This is a genomic window from Virgibacillus sp. M23 (assembly GCF_034190895.1).
GTDB lineage: Bacteria > Bacillota > Bacilli > Bacillales > Amphibacillaceae > Virgibacillus > Virgibacillus salarius.
Genome location: NZ_JAWDHA010000021.1, coordinates 36,340 through 61,957, shown reverse-complemented (window position 1 = coordinate 61,957; position 25,618 = coordinate 36,340). Strand labels below are relative to the sequence as shown.

General features: G+C 37.2%; 19 protein-coding genes, 1 other RNA gene, 1 pseudogene and 1 other annotated feature. Of the genes and pseudogenes, 17 read left to right on the top strand and 4 right to left on the bottom strand.

What is annotated here, in order from left to right:
• Positions 1-239: 239 nt before the first annotated feature.
• On the bottom strand, positions 240-1,790 hold the full coding sequence (spoVB, locus tag RVS70_RS10550) for a stage V sporulation protein B (RefSeq protein WP_026681258.1): 1,551 nt from the start codon (positions 1,788-1,790) through the stop codon (positions 240-242).
• Between the two features lie 118 nt (positions 1,791-1,908).
• Between spoVB and RVS70_RS10545 the strand changes: the two genes are divergently transcribed.
• The 8 genes and pseudogenes from RVS70_RS10545 (at position 1,909) to dtd (ending at position 11,841) form a co-directional block, all read left to right on the top strand.
• Positions 1,909-2,202 carry a post-transcriptional regulator gene (locus tag RVS70_RS10545; RefSeq protein ID WP_034678989.1) on the top strand — a complete coding sequence of 98 codons (294 nt, stop codon included), beginning with the start codon at positions 1,909-1,911 and terminating at the stop codon, positions 2,200-2,202.
• Positions 2,203-2,453: 251 nt separating this feature from the next.
• Positions 2,454-4,724 carry a protein translocase subunit SecDF gene (gene secDF, locus RVS70_RS10540; protein WP_205388655.1) on the top strand — a complete coding sequence of 757 codons (2,271 nt, stop codon included), beginning with the start codon at positions 2,454-2,456 and terminating at the stop codon, positions 4,722-4,724.
• 176 nt (positions 4,725-4,900) lie between these two features.
• Positions 4,901-5,355, top strand: a pseudogene (tnpA, locus tag RVS70_RS10535) (IS200/IS605 family transposase).
• 350 nt (positions 5,356-5,705) lie between these two features.
• The gene (locus RVS70_RS10530; RefSeq protein WP_026681256.1) at positions 5,706-6,038 is read left to right on the top strand and encodes a lipopolysaccharide assembly LapA domain-containing protein; all 333 of its coding nucleotides are present in this window, start codon (positions 5,706-5,708) and stop codon (positions 6,036-6,038) included.
• Between the two features lie 70 nt (positions 6,039-6,108).
• The gene (gene recJ / locus RVS70_RS10525) at positions 6,109-8,439 is read left to right on the top strand and encodes a single-stranded-DNA-specific exonuclease RecJ (RefSeq protein ID WP_026681255.1); all 2,331 of its coding nucleotides are present in this window, start codon (positions 6,109-6,111) and stop codon (positions 8,437-8,439) included.
• On the top strand, positions 8,429-8,941 hold the full coding sequence (locus RVS70_RS10520; RefSeq protein WP_026681254.1) for an adenine phosphoribosyltransferase: 513 nt from the start codon (positions 8,429-8,431) through the stop codon (positions 8,939-8,941). Before recJ ends, RVS70_RS10520 begins: the two co-directional genes overlap by 11 nt.
• 207 nt (positions 8,942-9,148) lie before the next feature.
• Positions 9,149-11,350 carry a RelA/SpoT family protein gene (locus tag RVS70_RS10515; protein ID WP_121605368.1) on the top strand — a complete coding sequence of 734 codons (2,202 nt, stop codon included), beginning with the start codon at positions 9,149-9,151 and terminating at the stop codon, positions 11,348-11,350.
• A gap of 44 nt (positions 11,351-11,394) precedes the next feature.
• Positions 11,395-11,841 (top strand): D-aminoacyl-tRNA deacylase, encoded by a 447-nt coding sequence (gene dtd, locus RVS70_RS10510; protein ID WP_026681252.1) that lies wholly within the window; start codon positions 11,395-11,397, stop codon positions 11,839-11,841.
• Between the two features lie 656 nt (positions 11,842-12,497).
• On the opposite strand, the gene RVS70_RS10505 is transcribed toward dtd, so the two are convergent.
• Positions 12,498-13,541, bottom strand: a complete 1,044-nt coding sequence (locus RVS70_RS10505; protein ID WP_026681251.1) for an N-acetylmuramoyl-L-alanine amidase — start codon at positions 13,539-13,541, stop codon at positions 12,498-12,500.
• An 86-nt stretch (positions 13,542-13,627) separates the two neighbouring features.
• Between RVS70_RS10505 and RVS70_RS10500 the strand changes: the two genes are divergently transcribed.
• From RVS70_RS10500 to ssrS, 4 genes are all read left to right on the top strand, one after another.
• Positions 13,628-13,804, top strand: coding sequence for a hypothetical protein (locus RVS70_RS10500; protein WP_162986289.1), 177 nt, complete (start codon positions 13,628-13,630; stop codon positions 13,802-13,804).
• 61 nt (positions 13,805-13,865) lie between these two features.
• Positions 13,866-14,084: a binding site (T-box leader), on the top strand.
• A gap of 93 nt (positions 14,085-14,177) precedes the next feature.
• On the top strand, positions 14,178-15,446 hold the full coding sequence (gene hisS / locus RVS70_RS10495; protein WP_321133219.1) for a histidine--tRNA ligase: 1,269 nt from the start codon (positions 14,178-14,180) through the stop codon (positions 15,444-15,446).
• A gap of 13 nt (positions 15,447-15,459) precedes the next feature.
• A complete protein-coding gene (aspS, locus tag RVS70_RS10490) occupies positions 15,460-17,235 on the top strand; it encodes an aspartate--tRNA ligase (protein WP_205388650.1) in 1,776 nt (591 codons plus the stop codon).
• Between the two features lie 92 nt (positions 17,236-17,327).
• Positions 17,328-17,511, top strand: a non-coding RNA gene (ssrS, locus tag RVS70_RS10485) — 6S RNA.
• An 80-nt stretch (positions 17,512-17,591) separates the two neighbouring features.
• Here the strand turns inward: ssrS and RVS70_RS10480 are convergent.
• The gene (locus RVS70_RS10480) at positions 17,592-18,257 is read right to left on the bottom strand and encodes an RsfA family transcriptional regulator (protein ID WP_026681248.1); all 666 of its coding nucleotides are present in this window, start codon (positions 18,255-18,257) and stop codon (positions 17,592-17,594) included.
• 93 nt (positions 18,258-18,350) lie between these two features.
• On the bottom strand, positions 18,351-19,628 hold the full coding sequence (locus tag RVS70_RS10475) for a replication-associated recombination protein A (RefSeq protein ID WP_205388649.1): 1,278 nt from the start codon (positions 19,626-19,628) through the stop codon (positions 18,351-18,353).
• A gap of 219 nt (positions 19,629-19,847) precedes the next feature.
• Between RVS70_RS10475 and cymR the strand changes: the two genes are divergently transcribed.
• Genes cymR through RVS70_RS10450 form a run of 5 tightly spaced genes read left to right on the top strand, consistent with a single transcriptional unit; the run spans position 19,848 to position 25,568 of the window.
• The gene (gene cymR, locus RVS70_RS10470; protein WP_026681246.1) at positions 19,848-20,267 is read left to right on the top strand and encodes a cysteine metabolism transcriptional regulator CymR; all 420 of its coding nucleotides are present in this window, start codon (positions 19,848-19,850) and stop codon (positions 20,265-20,267) included.
• A gap of 24 nt (positions 20,268-20,291) precedes the next feature.
• Positions 20,292-21,434 (top strand): cysteine desulfurase family protein, encoded by a 1,143-nt coding sequence (locus tag RVS70_RS10465; protein WP_026681245.1) that lies wholly within the window; start codon positions 20,292-20,294, stop codon positions 21,432-21,434.
• Positions 21,435-21,450: 16 nt separating this feature from the next.
• Entirely contained in the window at positions 21,451-22,563 is a 1,113-nt protein-coding gene (gene mnmA / locus RVS70_RS10460) for a tRNA 2-thiouridine(34) synthase MnmA (protein ID WP_026681244.1), read from the top strand.
• Between the two features lie 14 nt (positions 22,564-22,577).
• Complete coding sequence (locus tag RVS70_RS10455; RefSeq protein ID WP_205388648.1) at positions 22,578-23,237, top strand: tetratricopeptide repeat protein; 660 nt, start codon at positions 22,578-22,580, stop codon at positions 23,235-23,237.
• 21 nt (positions 23,238-23,258) lie between these two features.
• Positions 23,259-25,568: an ATP-dependent RecD-like DNA helicase gene (locus RVS70_RS10450; RefSeq protein WP_026681242.1), complete on the top strand. Its 2,310-nt coding sequence runs from the start codon at positions 23,259-23,261 to the stop codon at positions 25,566-25,568.
• The last annotated feature ends 50 nt before the right edge of the window (positions 25,569-25,618 follow it).

Below are 25,618 nucleotides of genomic sequence, written 5' to 3'. Positions count from 1 at the left end.
GAAGATCCACTTTTTTGAGCGGGTTTTGCTAAAAAAGTTAGCTGAAGGACAAACCCCACGGAAAGGGAAGTGGGCAGCCGGAGTGGTGGTCAAGCAAGCAGTAGCTATTATTCCATAATAGCTACTATAGGAAGCGTAGATCTGAGCATTTAGTGATAAGGACTGAGCGAATTTTGCTCAGTTTTTTTACTGTTATTTATCTTCTTTTCAGACGAGAAATTGATGTCCTATCCTCAAGATTATATCCATTTTTGTATGAATGGAATCTGCTTTAGCTCCTCTTTTGTTATAAATCTTAATAGAAACAGAAATAATACGTATATACCTGTTAGTAACAACAATAATGAAATAAATATGATAATGCCTGGATTTATATTTTCATAAATACTTTTTATAATTTGCCCTACTCCCCACGTCATTGCTAAGAGAGCAATCATTTTTACAATATCCTTCCATGGTATGCCAAAACCTATTGCTTTATATAATGAACCGAGATGTAAAAGTGTGATAAGCACGACACTTAGTGCGATTGCAATAGCTACACCCATAATACCGAAGCTGGGATTGGAAGCCAGAAAGAATAAAGCAATGAATTTACAAGCATTTCCGATAAAACTGTTCCACATGGCTGGTCTTGCTAAATCTAAAGCTTGTAGTGCTGCTTGTAAAGGAGCTTGTATATAAAGTAAAATAAAAAATGGCGCCATTAGTAGAACGAATCTGCTTGCATCCCCACTTCCGTACATATATGTTAAAATAGGAACAGAAAAAAGTGATAGTACAATGGTTGCAATTGCGCCTGAAGCAAATGATAAACGGATGGATTGATGGATACGATAATGGATTAGCGTATGATTATTTGTTGCCTCTGCCTCGGAAATCGATGGTACTAACGCAACTGACAGGGAATGCGTTATGAAGGTAGGGAGAAACAATAATGGAAGTACATAACCAGTTAATTCTCCATACTGTCTAGTAGCTAATGTACTTGATATTCCAGCGATCGCTAAGCTTTGCGCTACTAATATTGGTTCAAGAAAATTCGAGAAAGAAGCAATGAGTCGACTACCAGTACTAGGTAGTGCAATAGAAAATAACTCTTTTAATGTATTTTTACTAGAAGTTAAATACGTGAAAAATCGAGTACGGATTTTTATACGCTTTTTTAAATTAAACATTTTGACCATATAAAGCAAGGAAACAAATTCTCCAAGAATGATACTAAACATGGCACCTGCTGCTGCGTATTCTAATCCGTAAGGGAGAAGTAATTTTACAAATAAGGCAACACAAGCAATTCGAACAATTTGTTCAATCACTTGGGCATAGCTTTGTGGCTTCATGTTCTGTTTTCCTTGGAAATATCCTCTGAGAACTGAGGAAATGGCAATGATCGGTATAATAGGACTAATCGCTAATAATGGGTAAAGTGTACGTTCATCTGTTAACAAAGTGGATGCTATAAAAGGTGTTGCTACAATCATTGCCGTGGTAAAAATAATGCTTGAAATCCCTGTTACAACGAGAGATACAATTAGAATTTTTTTAATTTTGGCGTGATCACCACGAGCTTCTGCTTCTGCAATTCTTTTTGATATTGCAACAGGCAATCCAAGCTGTGTAAGTGTAATGACAAGAAAAAAGGTTGGGAGAGCCATCATATAGAGACCAACGCCTTCTTCTCCCATAAGTCGTGCTACAACAATTCGATTAATAAAGCCTAGAAAACGAGTAATCATGCCAGCTAGTATCAAAATGAGCGTACCTTGTAAAAATGTTTGTTTGGTCATTCTGTCGACCTGCCTTCTCAAAAAATAAAATTTCATATACAATGATATATATGCTACTAAATGGGCCAAGCATGACAAGTTGCTCAATTTTTACTACTCCGAATAAGGAGGGATTGTTTTGGAAATTGTACAAACTGTATCAGAATGGAAAGCAATGGTTATACCAGCATTAGAGAGTAAGGCAAAGGAATTTCACTTAATGGGATATGAACGAGCATCGACAGAGGATGTTTGGGCTTGTCTTGTACAAAAAGTATGGAAGGGAGATCCAGAAAAGCGTATATATGAAGTAGTGCAGGATATTTTTCATTTAACAACTGCTACGTATATAAGTTATCTGACAATTTCTGCCTACCAGAGTGACGATTTAATGGCATCGATAGCAGCCGTCACAAATGACCCTAGCGAATAATGAGAAAATACATAAATTGTAACTCAATAAAGAATACACTTTACACGCAGTTTAATGATTCGATATCAGATAAAGGCGGACATTCTATGTTAAGAAGAACGTCTTGGTAACCTGCATGTTGCAGTATAGAAAAACAGACGTAATTTGTTTTCAGCCGATGACTGAAATAAATGATTCCTACCAAGAGGAAAATGAAGTAAGGGAAGCAGTTCTGTTTATAAGATGCGGGATAAAAGGGAGGACAATTATTAATGAAAAGTAGAGGCAGAATTGTTGCCTTTTTTCTAATCGTGCTTGTATTTGCAGGTTTGATTGGATCAACGGTTACAGGAATTACAAAGGATATTAAATTGGGATTAGATTTACAAGGTGGATTTGAGGTTCTATATGAGGTTGAACCGGTAGATAAAGATCAACAGGTTGATAGAAGGTTATTGGAATCGACCGTAGAGATGTTGAACGACCGTGTGAATCGATTAGGTATTAGTGAGGCTAGTATTGATATTGAGGGCGAGGATAGAATACGTGTTCAATTAGCTGGCGTAGAGGACCAGTCAGAAGCACGTGATCTTTTATCAACAACAGCACAATTATCGTTTCGCGATGTAAACGATAAGGAATTATTAGATGGAACAGATGTTAAAGAAGGATCAGCAAAACAGGATTTTGATCCTAATAGTAATCAACCGATTGTTTCATTACAGCTTAAGGATGCGAAAAAATTTGGTGATGTTACAAGTCAAATAAAGGATATGGAAAATCCGGATACGCCATATGATGATAACCTTCTTGTAATTTGGATGGATTATAAGGAAGGCGATTCATATGCAGCAGAGTATTCTAAAGAGGATCCTAAGTTTGTTTCCGCACCACGAGTAAGCAAAATATTAAATACGACCAATGTTATGATAAGTGGTAATTTTACCGTTGAATCTGCTAAACAGCTAGCAGATATTATAAATTCTGGTTCACTACCAGTACATATGTCGGAAATATATTCCACATCAGTCGGTGCGCAGTTTGGTGAACAAGCATTAGATAAAACTGTATTTGCAGGCTTTGTTGGTGTAGGAATAATATTTCTGTTTATGATTGCTGTTTATCGTTTTCCAGGTTTCATTGCAGTAATTAACCTAAGTATTTACATTTATCTAATTTTAGTAGTTTTTGAATTAATGCATGGTGTATTGACCTTACCAGGTATAGCTGCGCTCATACTCGGTGTGGGTATGGCTGTAGATGCCAACGTCATTACTTTCGAGCGGATTAAGGAAGAATTACGTGCTGGTAAGTCCATTATGGCCTCGTTTAAAGCCGGAACAAAGAATTCATTATCGACGATTTTGGATGCCAATATTACGACGTTATTAGCAGCTTCTGTATTATTTATCTTTGGGACAAGCTCTGTAAAAGGGTTTGCTACTATGTTAATTGTTAGCATTCTTGTTAGCTTTCTAACAGCAGTCTTTGGGACACGATTGTTACTTAGTCTTTGGGTAAAAACGAAACTTTTCAAAAATCGCCCAGGTTGGTTTGCGGTTAAAAGAGAAGATATTAAAGATATTGCTGTTAAAAATACAGAAGAACCGAAGATGTTTAACCGTCAAATTAATGTTGTGCAGCATCGTAAGAAATTCTTTATAATATCCATTTTTATGGTGGTTATCGGAATTGCTTCATTGTTCTTATTTAAACTAAATCCAGGAATTGATTTTACAAGTGGATCTAGAATCGAATTATTAGCGGAAGAAACAATTGCTAAAGAAGATGTTCAAACAGGCTTTGAAGCATTAGGAATAGAAGCAAAATCGATCGTATCTTCTGGTGAAAATGGAGAGATAGCAGTAGCGAGATTTGATAAAGTTCTTTCAGAGGATAAAATTGCCGAAATAAAGGATTATTATATCGATCAATATAATATTGAACCAAGTGTAAGTGTAGTATCACCGATTGTAGGTCAGGAGCTAGTCAAAAACGCTGCATATGCAGTAGCGATTGCTTCTGTAATTATGATCATCTATGTCACGATTCGCTTTGAATTCTTTTTTGCTATCACAGCAATCATTGCCTTGCTACACGATGCCTTCTTTACCGTGGCGATTTTTAGTATGACGCAAATAGAATTTGATGTAACCATAGTGGCTGCTATTTTAACAATTGTTGGTTATTCCATTAACGATACGATTGTTACTTTTGATAGAATTAGGGAAAATCTCCGTAAGAAGAAAAAAGTCAAGTCGTTCAAAGAGCTTGCTGTGATTGTGAACAGAAGCTTGGTGCAAACATTTGTCCGAAGTATTAATACTTCTATAACGACATTAATTGCGGTATTAGCATTTTTATTCCTTGGTGCTCAATCCATTGGTGGATTTGCCATTGCGCTTGCAGTAGGGTTAATAGCTGGAACGTATTCTTCACTATTCTTAGCTGCCCAATTATGGTTAGTGTGGCGCGGGAAAATGATTAAGAAAAAGCCTGTAGACTTTACGAAGAAAAAACGTGTTGAAGGACCTCAGGTATAACTATTGATAACCTCTGTTACGAACAGCGTAACAGAGGTTTTTTAATTGATGTTTTTTAAACCACAGGCTCTGCCTGTGTGAGAATTAAACTTGTAGAGTTGTAACAGAAAAATCTCCTTTCGATATAATAGAGTTGGCCGTCAAACCGACTCTATATATAGAAAGGAGATCTACTCATGTCGAGTGACAATAGTTTATCACACACCCGATGGAATTGTAAGTATCACATAGTCTTTATACCCAAGTACAGAAGGAAAGAAATTTATGGCAAGTTCAGAAGAGACATCGGGGTGATCTTAAGACGTTTATGTGAGATGAAAGATGTAGAAATTATTGAGGCTCATGCCATGACTGACCACATCCATATGCTGGTTAAAATACCACCAAAAATGTCAGTGTCTTACTTTATGGGCTACTTAAAAGGTAAAAGCTCTTTAATGATCCATGATAGACATGCCAACTTAAAATACAATCATGGAAACCGCACATTTTGGGCTAAAGGTTACTATGTCAGTACAGTAGGGCTCAATAAAAAACTGTGGCAAAATACATTCGTGAACAAGAATCGGAGGATAGACTACGAGACAACATGAGTAAACGTGAATACGTCGATCCATTTAAAAATAGGTAGGAAGATAAACGGTTGACGGTCAATTCAGAAGCCCCTTTAGGGGTCTCGTTGGTAAAGTGCCCTTATAGGGCGAAACTAAAACCGCCCGTTTTACGGGCGGATAGTTATTTGATTTGATGTTTTTAAACCACAGGCTCTGCCTGTGTGAGAATTCAACTTGTAGAGTTGTAACAGAAAAATCTCCTTTATGTTTCTAATTGGGAGCTTCTGTTCGTAATGTAAACTAGCATAAAGGGTGTTATATAAGGGAAATCTAAACGCATTCCATGTAGATAATCCATCATAGAATTGTTTCATCCTTGAAATAAATGGGAAACGGTTGTATAAAGGGAAATGATAGGAGGGATTAAATGAAGGGTCAAACATATGTGATTTTTGCTATTTTATTTACTATTATTGTTGCGGTTTTTGCAGTCACAAATGTGGAATCTGTTGAAGTTAATTATTTATTTTGGACTGGAGAATCGCCGCTTATTTTAATTATTTTGTTTTCTGTTTTAATGGGAGTTATTATTACAGCAGCTGCTGGTACATTAAAAATTTTTCGGTTGCAACGTGAAATGAAACAAATCAAAGCCAAAAATAAAGAATTAGTAAACAAACTTGAAGACGCTGGTGTCTCTACTAATATTGATTCAAAAGCGATGCAATCAAGCGGTGAGCAAGAAGATAGTAAAGGATAATGAAATATTGTATTTCTAGTTGCTACCCCTGACTTTATTTATGTATAATAGATTAGTCAGGGGTGAAAAAATGTTAAAAAGTAAAGCAAAATGGAATTTTACAAATATAGAGGATGATGCCATACATTGGATGGACAATTTACATCACTTATCCCCTGTTATTCAAGAGCTTTTACTACAAAGAGGAATAACAACCGAAGATGCTGCCTCTAAATTTCTTGCACCTGATTTATCCGATTTACATAATCCAGATGGACTCTTATCTATGGATAAGGCAACACGTCGTGTTCATCAAGCAATTGAACAACAAGATAAGATTCTAGTTTTTGGTGACTATGATGCTGATGGTGTCAGTTCAACGACAGTCCTATTAAAAGCGTTGCAGGAATTAGGAGCTACATGTGACTTTTATATTCCCAATCGTTTCACAGAGGGTTATGGACCGAATGAACAAGCATTTCGTCAGGCTTTTGAAGAAGGCTACCGATTAATTATAACAGTTGATACTGGCATTGCTGCGATTCATGAAGCAAAAATAGCAAAAGAACTTGGCATCGACTTGATCATTACAGACCATCATGAGATTCAAGAAGAACTGCCAGATTGCTATGCGATTATACATCCAAAGTGTTCACCTGATTATAAATTTCAAGAGTTAGCGGGAGTAGGGGTCGCGTTTAAGTTTGCAGAAAGCTTACTAGGCTATTTTCCAAACCATTTATTAGCTTTTGCGGCAATTGGTACCATTGCAGATCTAGTTCCATTGGTGAATGAAAATCGAATTCTTGCTTATTACGGGTTAAAAGCATTAACAGCTACGGATAACTATGGGTTGAAAGCATTAAAGGCTGTATGCAAAATAGAAGGCGAAGTAACTGAGGAAGATGTAGGTTTTTTAATAGGTCCTAGAATTAATGCTGTTGGGCGACTTCAGGACGCGGATATGGCTGTACATTTGCTAATGACAGAAAATAAACAACTAGCACAGGAAATGGCTGAGGAAATAAATGCTATTAACCAAGAAAGACAACAAATTGTCAGTCGTATTGTAAAAGAAGCAGAGCAAATGGTAGATAACACTGATAATCAAGGAGTTATCATTGTTGCTAAAGAAGGCTGGAATGAGGGTGTATTAGGTATTGTTGCATCCAAATTAGTTCGGAAATTTGATAGGCCAGCTATTGTTCTGGCTATAAAACCAGACAGTGGTGTAGCTAAGGGGTCTGCAAGAAGTATACCTGCGTTTGATTTGTTTCAAAATTGTATGACGATAAAGCAGTTGTTTTCCAGTTTTGGTGGTCATTCACAGGCTGCCGGAATGACCATTCAGCTTGACCAGCTTTCTGCAGTACAATCTGCATTAGATGAACTAATACAGAGTAAGTTAACGGAAGAAGATTTTAAGCAAGTCATTCATGTAAGTCAGACCATTACGATTCCAGAAATTTCAGAAGAGCTGATTCATGAAATTAATCAATTAGCTCCTTTTGGTATGGATAATCCAAAACCTGTTTTTCATATTAAAAATCTTCCTACTCAAGCAAGGCAAATTGGTAGTATGAAAAATCATCTAAAGCTACAATTTAAGGAAGAGAATACAGTATTAGACGGTATTGGCTTTGGCATGGGAGAACTTTATGATTATTTAACACCTCATACTGAAATAAATGTAGTAGGAGAGTTAGGTATAAATGAGTGGAATGGAGTTCGTAAACCTCAAATGATGATTCAAGATTTAAGCATAGCGGAATGGCAATTGTTTGATCATCGAGGTAAAAGAAATGTCAATAAGTTAAATTTTATGGAATTTGAAGATGATTTTCTTATCGTACGTAATGGTAATCAGCAATCATTCGATGATGCTATTCCACAAATAACCTATCAATGTAATTTAGAGCAACTGCAAGAAGTAGAGACGTTGTTTATTTATGATTTACCAAATGAACTTACTGCGTTAAAACAGTTAATTCAAATGACAAAGCCTACTAATATTCATGTGTGTTATTATGTGGAGGATAGTACGTATTTGCGAGCATTTCCAACAAGAGAAGAATTTAAATGGCTCTATGCACTTCTCATGAAACAGAGGGAAATCGATTTAAAACAAGCAATTTCAGGTATCATGCAATCTAGAGGTTGGAATAAAGATAAAGTTTTGTTTATGCTAAATGTGTTCCATGAATTGGAATTTGCCTTAATTGATAATGGTATGCTGAGGCTACAAGCAAAGCCATTAAAACAAGACTTACAATCTTCAATGATTTATCAAGATCGATTACAGCAGGCTGAGATTGAGAAGATACTTTATTATTCTAGTTATGAGGAATTGAGAAAGTGGTTTACGGAAGAATGTATGGATTATTTGGGACGTCCCAAGGAGGAACTTAGTTATGGATTATAAAAAGCATGTAAAAATTGTAGAAGATTGGCCAAAGGAAGGAATAAAATTCAAAGATATAACGCCTTTGATGGCAGATGGTGATGCTTTTCGTTCAGCAGTTGATGAGATCGTTGAATATGCAAAAGAAAAAGAAATAGATATAGTAGTTGGTCCAGAAGCAAGAGGATTTATTATTGGCTGCCCTGTTTCTTATGCACTCGGGGTAGGATTTGCACCAGTTAGAAAGGAAGGTAAGCTTCCTCGCGAAGTTGTGAAGGTGAACTACGGTTTAGAATATGGATCTAATATTTTAACCATCCACAAGGATGCTATAAAACCTGGACAGCGTGTGTTGATTACAGATGATTTACTTGCTACAGGTGGCACAATTGAAGCGACAATTAAGCTAGTTGAAGAACTAGGTGGAATTGTAGTAGGTTGTGCTTTCATCATTGAATTAAGCTATTTAGATGGATTAGAGAAATTGCAAGGTTATGACGTCCTGACACTTATGAGTTATTAAGCAGGAGATAGGTCTGACGATGATATAGATCGTTAGGCCTATTTATGTATTAATACATACTTATTTTAGACGGAATTACATATATAAAACTTTACAAATTTTAACGATGGACACATACAAAGGAAAAGCATATAATTGATATATTTAATAATAATATCAATTTAAGGTATAATTTGAAACTTGAGACAGCGAATAAAGGTGATTTGAATGGCAAAAAGCGATATTATGACAATTGATGACATTTTGGAAATGGCTGGTCAGTATTTAACATCAGGAGATACTGATTTTATTCGCCGGGCATATGAATTTGCTGAACAGGCGCATGCCGATCAGTTTCGGAAATCTGGTGAGCCTTATATTATCCATCCAGTTCAAGTGGCAGGGATATTAACGGAACTTGAAATGGATCCAGAAACAATTGCCGGAGGCTTTCTTCATGATGTAGTAGAGGATACGGATGTCACTCTTGAAGCAATTGAAGAAGCATTTAATCATGAGGTCGCTATGCTAGTAGACGGGGTAACTAAATTAGGTAAAATTAAATATAAATCAAAGGAAGCTCTACAAGCAGAGAATCATCGAAAAATGTTTGTAGCAATGGCGAAAGATATTCGAGTCATATTAATAAAATTAGCAGATCGATTGCATAATATGCGAACATTAAAGCACTTACCTCCAGAAAAACAACGAAGGATATCCAATGAAACGTTAGAAATCTTTGCACCATTGGCACATCGACTTGGGATTTCAACTATTAAATGGGAGCTTGAGGATACTGCCTTACGTTATCTAAATCCACAGCAATATTATCGAATTGTACAGCTGATGAAGCAAAAAAGGGATCAGCGAGAATCCTATATTGAAGAAGTGATGGATGAAGTTTCCAATCAACTTAAGGATATGAATATTGATGCAGAATTGTCAGGAAGACCAAAGCATCTATATAGTATTTATCGCAAAATGGTAAAGCAGAATAAGCAATTTAATGAAATATATGACCTACTTGCAGTACGTATTCTTGTTAATAGCATTAAAGATTGCTATGCAGTGTTAGGGATTATTCATACATGCTGGAAGCCAATGCCTGGAAGATTTAAGGATTATATCGCAATGCCAAAGCCCAACCTATATCAATCCCTTCATACAACCGTTATTGGTCCGAAAGGCGACCCTCTTGAAGTGCAAATCCGTACGAAAGAAATGCATGAAATTGCTGAATATGGAATAGCTGCACATTGGGCTTATAAGGAAGGAAAACGAGTTAATAACGACAAAAAATCATTTGAAGAGAAGCTAACGTGGTTTAGAGAAATTTTAGATTGGCAAAATGATACACATGATGCAGAAGAATTTATGGAATCTTTGAAGGTTGATTTATTTTCGGATATGGTATATGTCTTTACACCAAAAGGGGATGTCATTGAACTACCGTCAGGATCCATTCCATTAGATTTTGCCTATAAAATTCACACAGAAATAGGTAATAAAACTATTGGTGCAAAAGTAAATGGGAAGATGGAGCCGCTTGATTATAAACTGAAAAACGGTGACATTATTGAAGTGATGACTTCGAAGCATTCTTATGGTCCGTCGCAGGATTGGTTAAAGATCACACAGACATCGCAAGCTAAAAATAAAATAAAGCAGTTCTTCAAAAAGCAACGTAGAGAAGAAAATATTATAAAAGGAAAAGAAGCGGTTGACAAAGAAATCCGTAACCTATCGATCGAGCCAAAGGATGTTTTGACACAGGATAACCTGCAGCGTATTTATGAAAAGTTTAATTTTTCTAGTGAAGACGATATGTATGCGGCTGTTGGTTATCAAGGGATAACGGCTGCATTAATTGCTACAAGATTAACCGATAAAATAAGGCAATCCAAAGAAAAAGAGCAAGACCTAGCTCAAACTATTGAAGAAGTAAAATCAGAGGTAAAACAATCTAAAGCTCATAAAAGAGATTCTGGTGTTAAGGTAGAAGGAATAGATAACCTTTTGGTTCGATTATCCAAATGCTGTAATCCTGTACCAGGAGACAATATTATTGGCTATATTACCAAAGGTAGAGGCGTTTCTGTGCATCGCACGGATTGTCCAAATGTGCAAACAGAGGAAGCGAAGCAGCGGTTTCTTCATGTTGAATGGGAAAATGATCGTACAGATCAAAAGCAATACCATGTAGATCTTGAAATCTCTGGCTATGATAGACGTGGACTAGTAAATGAAGTATTACAAGCGGTAAACGAAACAAAAACAAATATAACCTATGTAAACGGCAGATCGGATCGCAATAAAATGGCTGTTGTTCAAATCACAATCCTTATTCATAATACGGGGCATCTCCGAAAAATAGTTGAACGTATAAAGCAAATTACTGATGTTTATACAGTAACACGAACGTTACAGTAGACGCTGAACATTCACGAAATAAAATCGCAAAAGGGGTATCAAAAGTGAAAGCAGTCATCCAACGCGCAAAGCAAGCAAGTGTAGCTGTAAACGATGAAATTATTGGAGAAATAGACTTTGGTTTTGTCGTATTACTAGGTATAACGCATGGAGATACGATAGATGATGCGGCTTACTTAGTAAACAAAATTATAAATTTGCGCATTTTTGAAGATGATCATCAAAAAATGAATGTATCTTTAAAAGATGTCGGTGGAAGTATACTATCGATCTCTCAGTTCACCTTATATGGCGATACTCGAAAGGGTAGACGACCAAATTTTATGAATGCAGCAAAACCGAGTGAGGCATCGAAACTCTACCATCAATTCAATGAATTAATTCAACAAGAAGGTATTCAAGTGGAGACAGGCAAATTTGGAGAAATGATGGATGTGCAATTCACGAATTCTGGCCCAGTTACATTAATTATAGACAGTAAAGATAAGTAATCGGAAATGGTTGTATTATTTCAGGCTGTCGAGAAACTTTTTCTCGGCAGTTATTTTTATAGTCTAGGACATTAAAAGATTTAGCCCATATGGATAAATACGGGCGTGTTGAGCCACGTCTAGTGTCCAGAAACTAGGCGACTTCACGAATTGCCCTACGATGAATCATTATCGGCTCGCAAGCTCACCTTTATCTCCGTTGACTCGCTTGCGCTTTTGTTCTATGGGATATTAGCTTTGTTCAAGCTTCAAAGAATGTAAAAGCGTCCTAAAACAGTTTTACAAAGTTTATACATCATATCCATAAAAGAAGGAGCAGGAAAACAAGCAGCCATGTCAGTAGCTTGTCCGGACGAAAAGAAGGTTATCTCCTATACTTGCCTGTCTAAGCTATGCGAAAGAGCGTTATGGCATGCTATTGTGTTATCCTTACAAGAGGTTCAGTCAAGGAAAAACTTGTAGTTTTTATCGTGTATATAACTGGCAGTAAGTTCCCCACTTCAAGCAATAAAGTGAAATCAATCTTAGTAAGTAGGAAATCGACTGCCAGTCTAGTTGGCTTAAGGGACTCTAGGTCATACCCTTGTGGTACTAACAATCCATGAAGGATAAACAAACTCGGATTGAAGTTTCACTTTGTTAGCTGATTGCGATAGCTATTTACTTGCAAAATATTTTGCGAGACCATTAACTATTCCTGATACCAACTCTTTTTGATATATAGTTGTTCGGAGTGAGGATTCTTGTTCAGGGTTGGAAATAAACCCAAGCTCTACTAGAACAGATGCTTGTAAATTCTGCCGAAGCACTAAGAAGTCACCATGGGTTGTTCCTCGGTCTTTCGAGTCTGTAGCTTTTATCAACTCTGATTGGATAGAAGCTGCTAATTGATTATTTGCTTCCTGGTAGTAATATGACTCAATTCCGGTAACCTCGGGCAATTCAGGCACACTGTTATAGTGAATGCTTATAAATACATCTGTCTTCACCATATTGCTAAAGCTGACTCTACTACCTAATGATACGAACTCATCACGTGGTCTTGTTATTCTTACATCAGAACCAAGTATGGTTAGCTCTTGTGCTAATTCTTGTGCTGTTAAAAAAGCAATATCTTTCTCAAAGATATTTGATGAACCAATAGCCCCAACATCTCTACCTCCGTGTCCAGCATCAATCACAATCGTTTTATTCTTGAACGTACTTGAAGAGGGTACTTCTACTTTGTCAATAAGTGGTTTATATACATATCCATGAATGTTCTTGTTCTGTATTTCATACCATTGTCCTTCTACAGAAATAACTTGAAAGGAGCTACCTTTTTCAGCAAAATATGCAATCTTATACTCTGTTGAAGGTCCGTTACGAATTTGTGTATGGTCATTGGGGATCGTTATGGATTCTGGGGGTGTATCAACTGTAGACTGCTCATTATTCTCTATAATGCTTAAATATGTCTCGATAATCCAGCCTGTGTCATTCTCTAATTGAACTTGAATCCATTCTCCTTGTCGCTGTATAATGGAAAAAGTATCATTGGTTCCGGCTTGTCCAATCGTTTGATAATTGGTTCCCGGACCATTTCGAATGTTAACATTATCGCCTTTGATGATAGCTGTGTCAGCATAGCTAACCATTGGAGTTAAAAATAACCAAATCATGATGGAACAAACCGTTATACGAACTTTACGTAAATACATAACAACCTCCTTGTTATGTTTTACTTTAGTATAATAAAAACACTCTTTCTAGGCAAAGCTAATGGTAATGGATAGGAGGAGTGTAGATGATGCGATCGGCAGATAAACAATGGCATTCACATCACCAAAATGAAGTGTTCGGTGTAAATCTCCATAAGTTTATGGAGATGGAAGGGCATGCGAATCACATGGAAATTGCTCAGGAATTAGGCATTTCTTTAGGAGAAGTAAAAATGTTAAAGAAAAAAATAACTCGTGCTTGACAGAAGTGGTTGGAAAGATTAATATAATATACATTCATGATTACGAATTCGATCGTTAAAAAATATGCCGATGAGGGAAAAAGTAATTGAAACCCAATTGGATAGAGAGAAAATGCCTTAGGCTGAAAGCATTTTTACAGTTGGTCCAATGAAAGACATTCCTGAGGTTTTATATCGAAATAATAGTAGATATAAACGTTTTGCAGGCGTTAACTGTGTAAAGCGGATGTATGTAATACATCAACTAGGGTGGCAACGCGGGTAAACTCTCGTCCCTTATTTTATTATAAGGGTCGGGAGTTTTTATATTTTAAAGAGGACTTGTATATACATAGTCATCGCAAAGCAAAAATTAAAAGCAGGGGGTTTTGGTATGAGTTATAAAGCACCTAGGGGAACAGTTGATGTTCTACCACAGGATGCAAGTAAATGGCAGTTTATCGAACGAAAAATAAAAGAGGTATGTAATAGATACCACTTTCATGAAATACGGACACCCTTGTTTGAACATACAGAAGTATTTCAACGTGGTGTTGGTGATTCAACAGATATTGTGCAAAAAGAAATGTATACATTCGAAGACCGTGGTGGTAGAAGCATAACACTTCGCCCTGAAGGAACTGCTCCAGTTGTTCGTTCATTTGTTGAACATAAGCTGTTTGGTTCAGCTAACCAACCAGTAAAATTGTATTATTTTGCGCAAATGTTTCGTTATGAACGACCACAAAAAGGCCGCATGCGTCAATTACATCAATTCGGAGTGGAAGTACTTGGAAGTGCTGATCCTGCAATTGATGCTGAAGTTATCGATTTGGCTATGAACTGTTATAGAGAAATGGGATTGAAATCATTAAAGTTAGTAATCAACTCTTTAGGTGATAAAGAAAGTCGAACTGCTCACCGTCAAGCATTAATTAATCATTTTGCTCCACATAAAGAGGAGCTATGTGGTGATTGCCAATCACGATTAGAAAAGAATCCATTACGTGTATTGGATTGTAAGAAAGATCGCGAGCACCCATCTATGAAAACAGCTCCATCGATCTTAGAATATTTGAATAATGAATCAACAGATTATTTTAATCGTGTGAAAGATTATTTAACGCTAATGGGTATTGAATTTGAAGTGGATAAAAATATGGTCCGTGGTCTTGATTATTATAATCACACGACATTTGAAATTATGAGTGAAGCGGAGGGATTTGGCGCTATTACTACGTTGGCTGGTGGCGGCAGATATAATGGTCTGGTTGAAGAACTAGGTGGACCTGCGACACCTGGTATTGGTTTTGCAATGGGACTTGAGCGCCTATTAATGGCTCTTGAGGTAGAAGAAAAAGAAATACCTGTAGATGATACATTGGATTGCTATCTAGTTGCAGTTGGAGAAAGACCTGAAAAAGAAGCTGTACGTATTATGCACAATCTTCGTAAGCAAGGTATTCAAGTAGATAAGGATTATCAAGGGAAGAAAATGAAAGGGCAATTTAAAGCTGCAGATCGTTATCAAGCAAAGTACGTATTAATTTTGGGAGAGGATGAGCTGCAACAACAGCATATCGCTGTTCGCGAAATGCGTACAGGTAATCAAGAGAATGTTCCACTGGCAGAGTTGGAAGAAGTTATAAAGGAAAAGCTTTGAGGAGGAAATAGTAATGAGTGAACATCAACGTATAATGGCAGGAACGCTTGGAGAAGCAAATGTCGGTGAAACGGTATTATTAAAGGGATGGGTGCAAAAGCGTCGTGACTTAGGCGGTTTAATCTTTGTTGATCTTCGTGATAAATCAGGTATTGTACAAATTGTATTTAACCCTGATCATTCGGCGACAGCTATGGAAATTGCCGAAACAATTCGAAGTGAATATGTGGTAGAGGTAAAAGGGAAAGTAGTAAAACGGGACGTTTCAACGATTAATCCATTAATGACTACTGGTACCATTGAAATAATTGTTGCAGAAATTGCCATTTTAAATAAGGCAAAAACACCGCCTTTTACGATCCAGGATGAGACTGATGTTGCAGAGGATCTGCGCTTAAAATACCGTTATATTGATTTAAGACGCAAACCTCTGCAGGAAACATTTAAACTTCGTCATCAAACAACACAAGCGGTACGTAACTTCCTTAACCAACGTGATTTTTTGGAAATGGAAACACCTATTCTGACAAAAAGCACACCAGAAGGTGCTAGGGATTATTTAGTACCAAGTCGTGTTCATGATGGGGAATTTTATGCATTACCTCAATCACCTCAGTTATTTAAACAGCTCATTATGATGGGCGGATTTGAGAGGTATTACCAAATTGCTCGTTGCTTCCGAGATGAGGATTTACGAGCTGATCGACAGCCTGAATTTACTCAGATTGATATTGAAACATCGTTTCTATCAAGCGATGAAATTATGCAGATGACTGAGGAAATGATGAAATATGTGATGAAGGAAGTAAAAGGTATAGATATCTCCTTACCGCTACCAAGAATGGCGTATGATGAAGCAATGTCTCGATATGGTTCAGATAAGCCTGACACAAGATTTGGTATGGAATTAATTCATGTATCAGAGGTGCTTAAAGATTCAACCTTTAAGGTTTTCCAAAGTGCCATTGAATCTGGAGGTAGCGTTGCTTTATTAAATGTAAAAGAGCAGGCCGCAAATTATTCAAGAAAAGATATTGATAAACTAACAGATTTTGTTAAGGTGTATGGAGCTAAAGGACTTGCATGGTTAAAAGTGGAAGGTGCGGATGTCAAAGGTCCGATTGCTAAATTTATTTCGGAAGATGAAAAAGCGGGGTTATTAGCAAATGCAAGTGCAGAAGACGGCGATTTACTGTTGTTTGTAGCTGATAAAAGCAATGTAGTTCATGACAGCTTAGGTGCACTTCGATTGAAGTTAGGGAAGGAACTAAAATTAATCGATGAATCAGCATTTCATTTTCTTTGGGTAACAGATTGGCCGCTATTAGAATATGATGAGGAGTTAAAAAGATATTTTGCAGCACATCATCCGTTTACTTCTCCAGCAGAGGCTGATATAGATAAATTAAAATCTGACCCAGCTAGTGTTCGAGCAAATGCATATGATCTTGTTCTCAACGGCTTTGAATTAGGTGGAGGTTCGATTAGGATTCATAAAACAGACCTACAGAAGGAAATGTTTGATGTCTTAGGTTTTTCTGAAGAAGAAGCAAAAGAACAATTTGGATTTTTATTTGAAGCACTTGATTATGGAACTCCTCCCCATGGCGGTGTTGCATTAGGACTAGACCGAATTGTTATGCTATTAGCAGGAAGAACGAATCTTAGAGATACGATTTTGTTTCCAAAGACTGCATCTGCTTCCGATTTGTTAACAAATGCACCAAGTGAAGTAGAAAAGGCACAGTTAGATGAATTATCCATCCAGTTAAACCGTAAAGATAAGTAATTGAAAGTTATCTCATTATTGCTTTTTGAAGAATACACGTGTTAAAATAACATCAAAGCTTATGCAAGGTTTGATGAATAATAGTATTTAACGCAATCCTGATGTGTGCGTCCATGAAAAGTGTTTTGACCGAACAACTGTATACTTGGGAGCTCGAAGTAGTTCCTATGTTGCGTACGTGCCTTGAATTAGGAAGTACAATAAATATAGGACAGAGCGCCCACCTGCCGTGAGCGGGATCAAAGCTTCATACTGGACGGCACGATCGGGATTGTGTAAAAAAAACCCTAAATTGCAAAAAGGATTACCTCCTTTGGCAATTTAGGGTTTTTTGCTAGCAAGATAGCCAGAATCTGTTAATTTGACCCTTGTGCTAATTGCTGCAAGTTTCCATTTTTATCCATGCGAAATGCCGGTGCAGGCATGGAACCTTGATCATCCAAAACGGTCATTTTACGTGCTCTTTCCATAATTTGAATAAATGCTTGATAGTCCTCTTGAATAGTAGACAACTGTGTTTTAGTTTGTTCTAATTCTTTATTCAATGTATCTACTTGTTCTCTTAATTTTTTATTCTCGTTTTCCACTTGCTCCAGATTTGCTTTTGATTGGTTGGAAGAAATTGTTTGTTTTTTAACGTCCTTTAAATAGCGTATTACCATATCCATTGTCATCGATGAATCAGCTTGTACAGCTGGGACGTCGTTTTGCTGTGTATCTTCCTCTTGTACGTGATTCTGAGGTAAAGAAACTACAGGCTTTCTGATTGTTTGGCCGCTTTTAGCCATGGCACGTTTCTTCTCTTTACGTTGACGCTTTGCCAGATCAATAGCATTCACATATTTCATCCGAATCTCAGCATTCCAGCGAAAGCCGCATGCTGCTGATGTACGGTTCAATTTATCACCGACTTCTTCAAAAGCATTTAATTGGGTGCTCCCCTCTCTGATATGGCGCAATACGGTTTCAGCCAATAATAAATCATCTTCATGTGACCATGCGTCTTGTCTTACCTTTACCATTATGTTCAACTCCTTTAGTAATAACAGCTTCAATAAATAATAGATTTAGCTATTTTTACATTTATTGTTGCCGCAGGAGGTTTATCTTATACGTCAAATCTTTTTATCTTGTTGTATTTTTTCATAAACTTGTTTCATAGCCTGCTCAAATTTACCTGTCGCTCTTGGATGATAATACTGTTTGTTTTTTATAGAATCAGGTAAGTACTGCTGATCAATCCACCCATTATCATAATTATGGGGGTATTTGTATTCATTGCCCCTGCCTAATGAATTCGCACCTTGATAATGTGAATCTTTTAGATGTAACGGTATATCACCGCTCTTACCTTGGCGAATATCTGCCAAAGCTGCATCAAGTGCTTTATATGCAGTATTGGATTTAGGGGACAAACACAATTCTACAATAGCTACTGCAAGTGGTATTCTTGCCTCAGGAAAGCCTAATCGCTCTGCGGCCTGTACGGCATAAATTGCTCGAGGACCAGCTTGTGGGTTTGCAAGCCCAATATCTTCATACGCTGTTACGATCATTCGTCGAGCAATACTATCTAGATCACCAGCCTCAATTAATCTACCTAAATAGTGAAGGGCAGCATCAACGTCGCTACCACGAATTGACTTTTGAAAAGCAGAAAGTACATCGTAATGAGCGTCTCCATCCTTATCATGGGAAAAGCTCTTTTTTTGCATACACTCTTCAGCGGTATCTAAAGCAATAGCAATCTCATGCTGTTCGTTTTCAGGGGTTGATGAAACTGCTAGTTCCAGTCCATTCAGTGCAGCGCGCATATCACCGTTTGCACTTCTAGCGAAATGCTCGAGTGCATCATCAGAAAGCTTTACTTGCTGCTTACCCAGCCCGTTTTCTTGATCTGCTATTGCTCGATTGATCGCTTGTTTCACATGCTCTGTTGTTAAGGGCTGCAATTCGAATAAATGACACCGGCTACGAATAGCGGGATTAATGGAATGATAAGGATTACTAGTGGTACAACCAATCAGAATGATAAGATTGCTCTCTAAATGAGGCAGCAGAAAATCTTGTTTTCCTTTATCTAAACGATGAACTTCATCGAGTATGAGCACAACCTGACCTAACATTTTAGCTTCTTCGACAACGATCTCCATATCTTTCTTTTTATCTGTCACTGCATTCAGTGATTTAACCGTCTTTCCTAAACTTTTTGCTAGAGCAAATGCCATGGACGTCTTACCAGTTCCCGGTGGCCCGAATAAAATCATCGATGCTAATCGCTCAGCAGTTACCATACGTCGAATGATTTTACCTTCCCCAACTAAGTGCTCTTGTCCAATAATCTCGTCAATATGTCCGGGTCTCATACGAAATGCAAGTGGTTTTAATTTCATTTATACCTTCCTTTATAATATAATAAAACATTGTTTCAAGAAGATTGTTCATAAAGAGATATGCGAGGTAGCATGATTAAAATAGAAGTAATGCTACGATATAATGATTACATACACTACCATACAATTCAATTCGATAACATGCATGAAGAATGCGTTCCATGCTATAATATCATGTATTAGTATTAATGGAACGTAATTTAAATTGAGGTGTAATAAATGAAGATTTCTACAAAGGGAAGATATGGATTAACAATTATGATTCATTTAGCTAAGCAGCATGGAAAAGGACCGACTTCTTTAAAACAAATAGCTAAAGAGAATAACTTATCGGAACATTATTTAGAGCAGCTTGCTAGCCCACTACGTAATGCAGGGTTAATAAAAAGTATTCGTGGTGCTTATGGTGGTTATATATTAGCGAAAGAACCAATTGATATAAAAGCTGGTGACATTATTCGGGTATTAGAAGGCCCTATTACACCTGTAGAGGGAATAGAGGATGAAGAACCTGCCAAGCAGGCGCTTTGGCTACGAATTCGTGATGCTGTTAAGGATGTCTTAGATACCACGACTTTAAAGGATTTATCCGAACATAATAATGAACAGCCGCAAGAAGCATATATGTTCTATATTTAATGCAAGCAGGAAGGAAAGATAAACATGGAACAAATTTATTTAGATCATGCAGCAACAACGCCGATTCATCAAGATGTCTTGGATACCATGTATAACGTAGAAAAAGAAGTGTTTGGTAATCCATCAAGTGTTCATTCATTTGGTAGGAAAGCAAGGCACCTGCTTGATGAAGCAAGACTCGTAATGGCTAGAAGTATACAAGCTAAGGAAAGAGAAATTGTTTTTACAAGTGGGGGAACGGAAGCTGATAATCTTGCATTAATAGGTGCTGCTTTAGGTAATCGAGATAAAGGTAACCATATTATTACGACAGTACAAGAGCATCATGCTGTCCTGCATACCATTGAGAAATTAGAAGCAGAGGGTTTTAGCGTGACCTATTTACCTGTTGATCAAGATGGTTTGGTTTCTACAGAAGATGTACGACGTGCACTAACGGATGAAACTATTTTAGTTTCGATAATGTTTGTAAATAATGAAACTGGGGTTATTCAGCCGATCCAAGAGATTGGACAATTGCTACACGAACACCAGGCTTATTTTCATACGGATGCTGTCCAGGCTTATGGACTAATCGATATTGACGTAAATTTGCTAGGCATTGATCTGCTGACAGTATCTTCACATAAAATAAATGGACCTAAAGGGATAGGTTTTTTATATGTTCAAGAGAATGTACAGCTTCAGTCTTTACAATTTGGCGGTGAGCAAGAAAGAAAACGTCGGGCTGGGACAGAAAATATTGCTGGCATAGTTGGATTTCAAAAAGCCGTTGAGCTTGCTATGGAAAATAAAGTTGAACGTAATGAATTGTATAGCTCCTATAAAAATCTGTTTCTTCGCCTGTTAGAAGAAAATGGTGTTGAGTTTCAAGTAAATGGGGATGTTAAGTCCACGATTGCATCGATTGTTAATATTAGCTTTCCAGGTACAAAAGTAGAAGCGCTTTTGACGAATTTTGATTTAGAAGGCATAGCTGCTTCAAGTGGTAGTGCTTGTACAGCGGGATCTGTAGAGCCTTCTCATGTATTAACAGCGATGTTTGGTAAAGAACATGAATGTACAACAAACTCAATTCGGTTTAGCTTTGGAATTTTCAATACAGAGGAAAATGTAGAGCAAGCTGCATTACGTGTTGCAAAAATTGTGAAGCGATTAGCTCGTTAAAAAGGATGGATAAATCATGAAAAGTAATAAGGACACAAGAGTTGTAGTTGGAATGAGTGGAGGCGTTGATTCTTCCGTTGCTGCTCTATTATTAAAACAACAAGGATATGATGTAGTCGGAATCTTTATGAAAAACTGGGATGATACAGATGAATTTGGTGTTTGTACGGCGACAGAAGATTTTGATGATGTTGTACGTGTCTGTAATCAATTGGAAATTCCTTATTATGCGGTTAATTTCGAAAAGCAATATTGGGATAAGGTATTTACGTATTTTCTAGATGAATATAAAGCAGGAAGAACACCAAATCCAGACGTAATGTGTAATAAAGAGATTAAATTTAAAGCATTCTTAGAGCATGCCATGTCTCTAGGTGCAGATTATTTAGCAACAGGGCATTATGCACAAGTCCGATCTCAAAATGATAGATACGAAATGCTTCGTGGAGTGGATGACAATAAGGATCAAACCTATTTTTTAAATCAATTAACCGAAGATATTTTGGGGAAAGTGATGTTTCCACTTGGGCATCTACCAAAATCAGAAGTTAGAAAAATAGCTAAAGAGCATGGATTAGCAACTGCTGAAAAGAAAGATAGCACAGGAATTTGCTTTATTGGAGAACGAAACTTCAAAACGTTTCTAAGTGAATATTTACCTGCACAGCCAGGACAAATGCAAACGTTAGAAGGGGAAGTGAAAGGAAAACATGATGGTCTTATGTATTACACAATCGGTCAACGGCAAGGACTGGGAATCGGTGGAGCTGGAGACCCGTGGTTTGTCGTAGGTAAAAATCTAGAAGATAACGTCCTTTATGTGGAGCAAGGCTATGCAAATGACAAGCTATATTCAGATGCTCTTATTGCATCAGATGTGAATTGGATTCATGCGGATAAAGTGGAGGAGAGTTTTACTTGTACAGCTAAATTCCGCTACCGTCAACAAGATAGTGAAGTAAAGGTAACCATTTTGGATGATGACCATGTCAGGGTTGACTTTATGGAAAGCCAACGGGCTATTACCCCAGGTCAAGCTGTCGTATTTTACAATGGAGATGTTTGCCTTGGTGGAGGAACAATTGATGAGATTAGAAAAGCGGACCATAGATTAGATTATGTTGGTTAATAAGGAGTTTTACTATGGATAAGAACAAACAAGCAATAGCGCACATGCAGGAGAATAAATTCGAAGAGGCTGCTGCATTGTTTACAGAAGTAATCGAAGAAAATCCAAACGACCCAGTTGGTTACATCAACTTTGGGAACTTGCTATTTCATGTCAATGATCTTCCTAGAGCACAGCGCTTTTTTGAGAAAGCGATCGAGTTGGATGAGCACGCAGCAACAGCTTACTATGGATTAGGTAATCTATTTTATGAGCAAGCACTCTACCCTAAAGCACAAGAAAACTTTCAGAAAGCTGTAGAGCTGGGCTTAGAGGAAGCAGACGTTTATTTTTTACTAGGAATGACTTTTCAACACCAGGAGCATTATAAATTAGCTCTTCCGTATTTATTACGAGCTACAGAGCTAGACCCAGAAGATGCTGATAGCTTGTTTCAATATGGATTAACGTTGGCACAGAGCGATCATTTAAAAGATGCAGAAGAAATCTTTCGAAAAGTATTAACAATAGAGACTAATCACAGTGATGCTAATTACAACCTAGGTGTTATTGCCCTATTTGAAGATCGGTTAGAGCAGGCATTAGCGTTCTTTGAAGAAGCGTTACGCATTCAACCTGAGCATATCTTAGCTGCAAATGGCAAGGAAAAAACAGAGGGATTGTTGAAGAAGTAAGAAAATAGTGGAGTGTTTGAGATGGAACGAGACAAATATGCAGTGGAGGATCAAGGGTATATCAAAGGGGAACTTGTTTATACTATTTTTCACAATCAAGCTGAGCAGTTTTCGATTGCAAAAATTAAAGTACTGGAAACGAATGAAGCATTTAAAGAGAAAGATATTGTCATAAAAGGATATTTTTCAAATCTGCAAGAGGAAACTAGCTACTATTTTTATGGAACGTTTGAAAAGCATCCTCGTTTCGGCACTCAATATAACGTAACTTCTTATCAGACGTTTATTCCTAATTCGAAGGATGGGCTTGTTGCTTATCTTTCGAGTGATCTCTTTTACGGTGTAGGCAAGAAAACGGCGGAGAAGATCGTTGATCAACTTGGTGAAAACGCAATTACAAAGATTATAAACGATCCTAAGGCTCTAGCTAATGTAGCAGGATTAAAGCAAGCAACAGCAGAATCTTTGCGGACTGCGCTTCAAGAGAATCAAGGATTTGAACATGTTGCTGTCTATTTAGCTAATTATCATATTGGTCTGAAAATGGCACAAAAAATATATCAGAATTATAAGGATGAAGCTATCCATTTGATTGAGGAGGATCCTTATCAGTTTGTATTTGATATTGAGGGATTTGGGTTTCGGACAGCGGATGAAATAGCAAACCAAATGGGACTTTCTACGTCGCATCCGAATCGAATTGGAGCAGGGTGTATTTATGTGTTACAACGATCTGTTCAAGATGGCCATGTGTTTTTGCCTATGGATAAGTGTATAAATTTGGTAATGGAGCTGCTAGCAACAATAGACCTTTCTGAAGTTATTATTACAGAACGCTTAACAGAATTGAATCGTGATAAAACGATTATTATTCAGGATGGTCATGTCTATCTACCTTCTTTGTATTATGCAGAAGATGGATTTAGTACACATATTAAAAGAATTCTAACAAAGCCAATTGAACATCAAACCCCGATGGCTGAATTAATGAAGATAATCGGTGACATCGAGGAGTCCGAAGTTCTATCGTACGGAAAAGAGCAATTCACTGCGATTAATCAGTCGATTCATTCAAAACTCATGATCTTAACAGGTGGTCCTGGTACGGGAAAGACTACTGTAGTGAAAGGAATATTAAATGCGTACGCTACGATTCATCAATTATCCCTAAACCCGAAAGATTATGATAATGAGCATGAATTCCCGTTTATTTTAACTGCTCCTACTGGAAGAGCAGCGAAACGATTAACAGAATCTGCCGGCCTTCCTGCACAAACCATTCATCGATTACTAGGTTGGGATGGTAATAGTGGTTTTGATAAAAATGAACATGAACCATTAGCTGGTAGATTTTTAATTATTGATGAATTTTCAATGGTCGATAGTTGGTTAGCTAATCATCTATTTAAGGCTATTCCTGATGATATGCAAGTATTAATTGTTGGAGATGAGGATCAGTTACCATCTGTAGGACCTGGTCAGGTGTTATCAGATTTACTTGGAAGTGATTGCATACCGTTTGTACGTCTTACAGAAGTTTATCGTCAAAAAGAAGGTTCGAGAATTATTCAAATTGCTCATGAGATTAAAAATGACGCTCCAGTTCAATTACAAAATGATCAAGACTTTAGCTTTATTCCTTGTAATGAGCTGCAAATGGTGGATGTGATTACGAAAATATTTACAAAAGCTATGGATAAGGGGTTTGATGTTCGAGATGTACAAGTGTTAGCTCCTATGTATCGATCGGAAGCTGGTATCACGAAAATAAATCAAGCTTTACAGCAAATCATCAATCCGAAGACAGAGCAAAAAAGAGAAGTGAAAACACAGGATGCTGTGTATCGTAAGGGTGATAAGGTTATTCAGCTGGTAAATCAACCTGAAGACGGTGTTTATAATGGAGATATAGGTGAAGTAGTTGCGATTTTTCGAGAAGAAGAAAATACTGAAAATGTGGAGCAGCTTGTTATTGCTTATGATGATAAAGAAGTCGTCTATGAGCCGAAGGATTACCGAAATATCATGCATGCTTACTGTATTTCTATACATAAATCACAAGGTAGTGAATTTCCAATTGTCATATTACCTGTAGTCAGAACCTATCATCGGATGCTAAAAAAGAACCTTCTTTATACTGCAATTACGAGAAGCAAACAATCATTAATTATTTGTGGAGAACAGCAGGCGTTTGTAAAAGGAGTAACAACAGTTGATACAAATCAGCGCTATACCAGCCTAAAGGAGAGTCTTATCGCTAAATTAGACAGCAAAGTGATTGAACCTGAAGTGGAGGATGAGGACCAGCTTTCACCATACGATTTCATGTGACAAAACGTATATTTTTGGTTAATTTGGGTTAGCATGAGAGTAAGATTTGA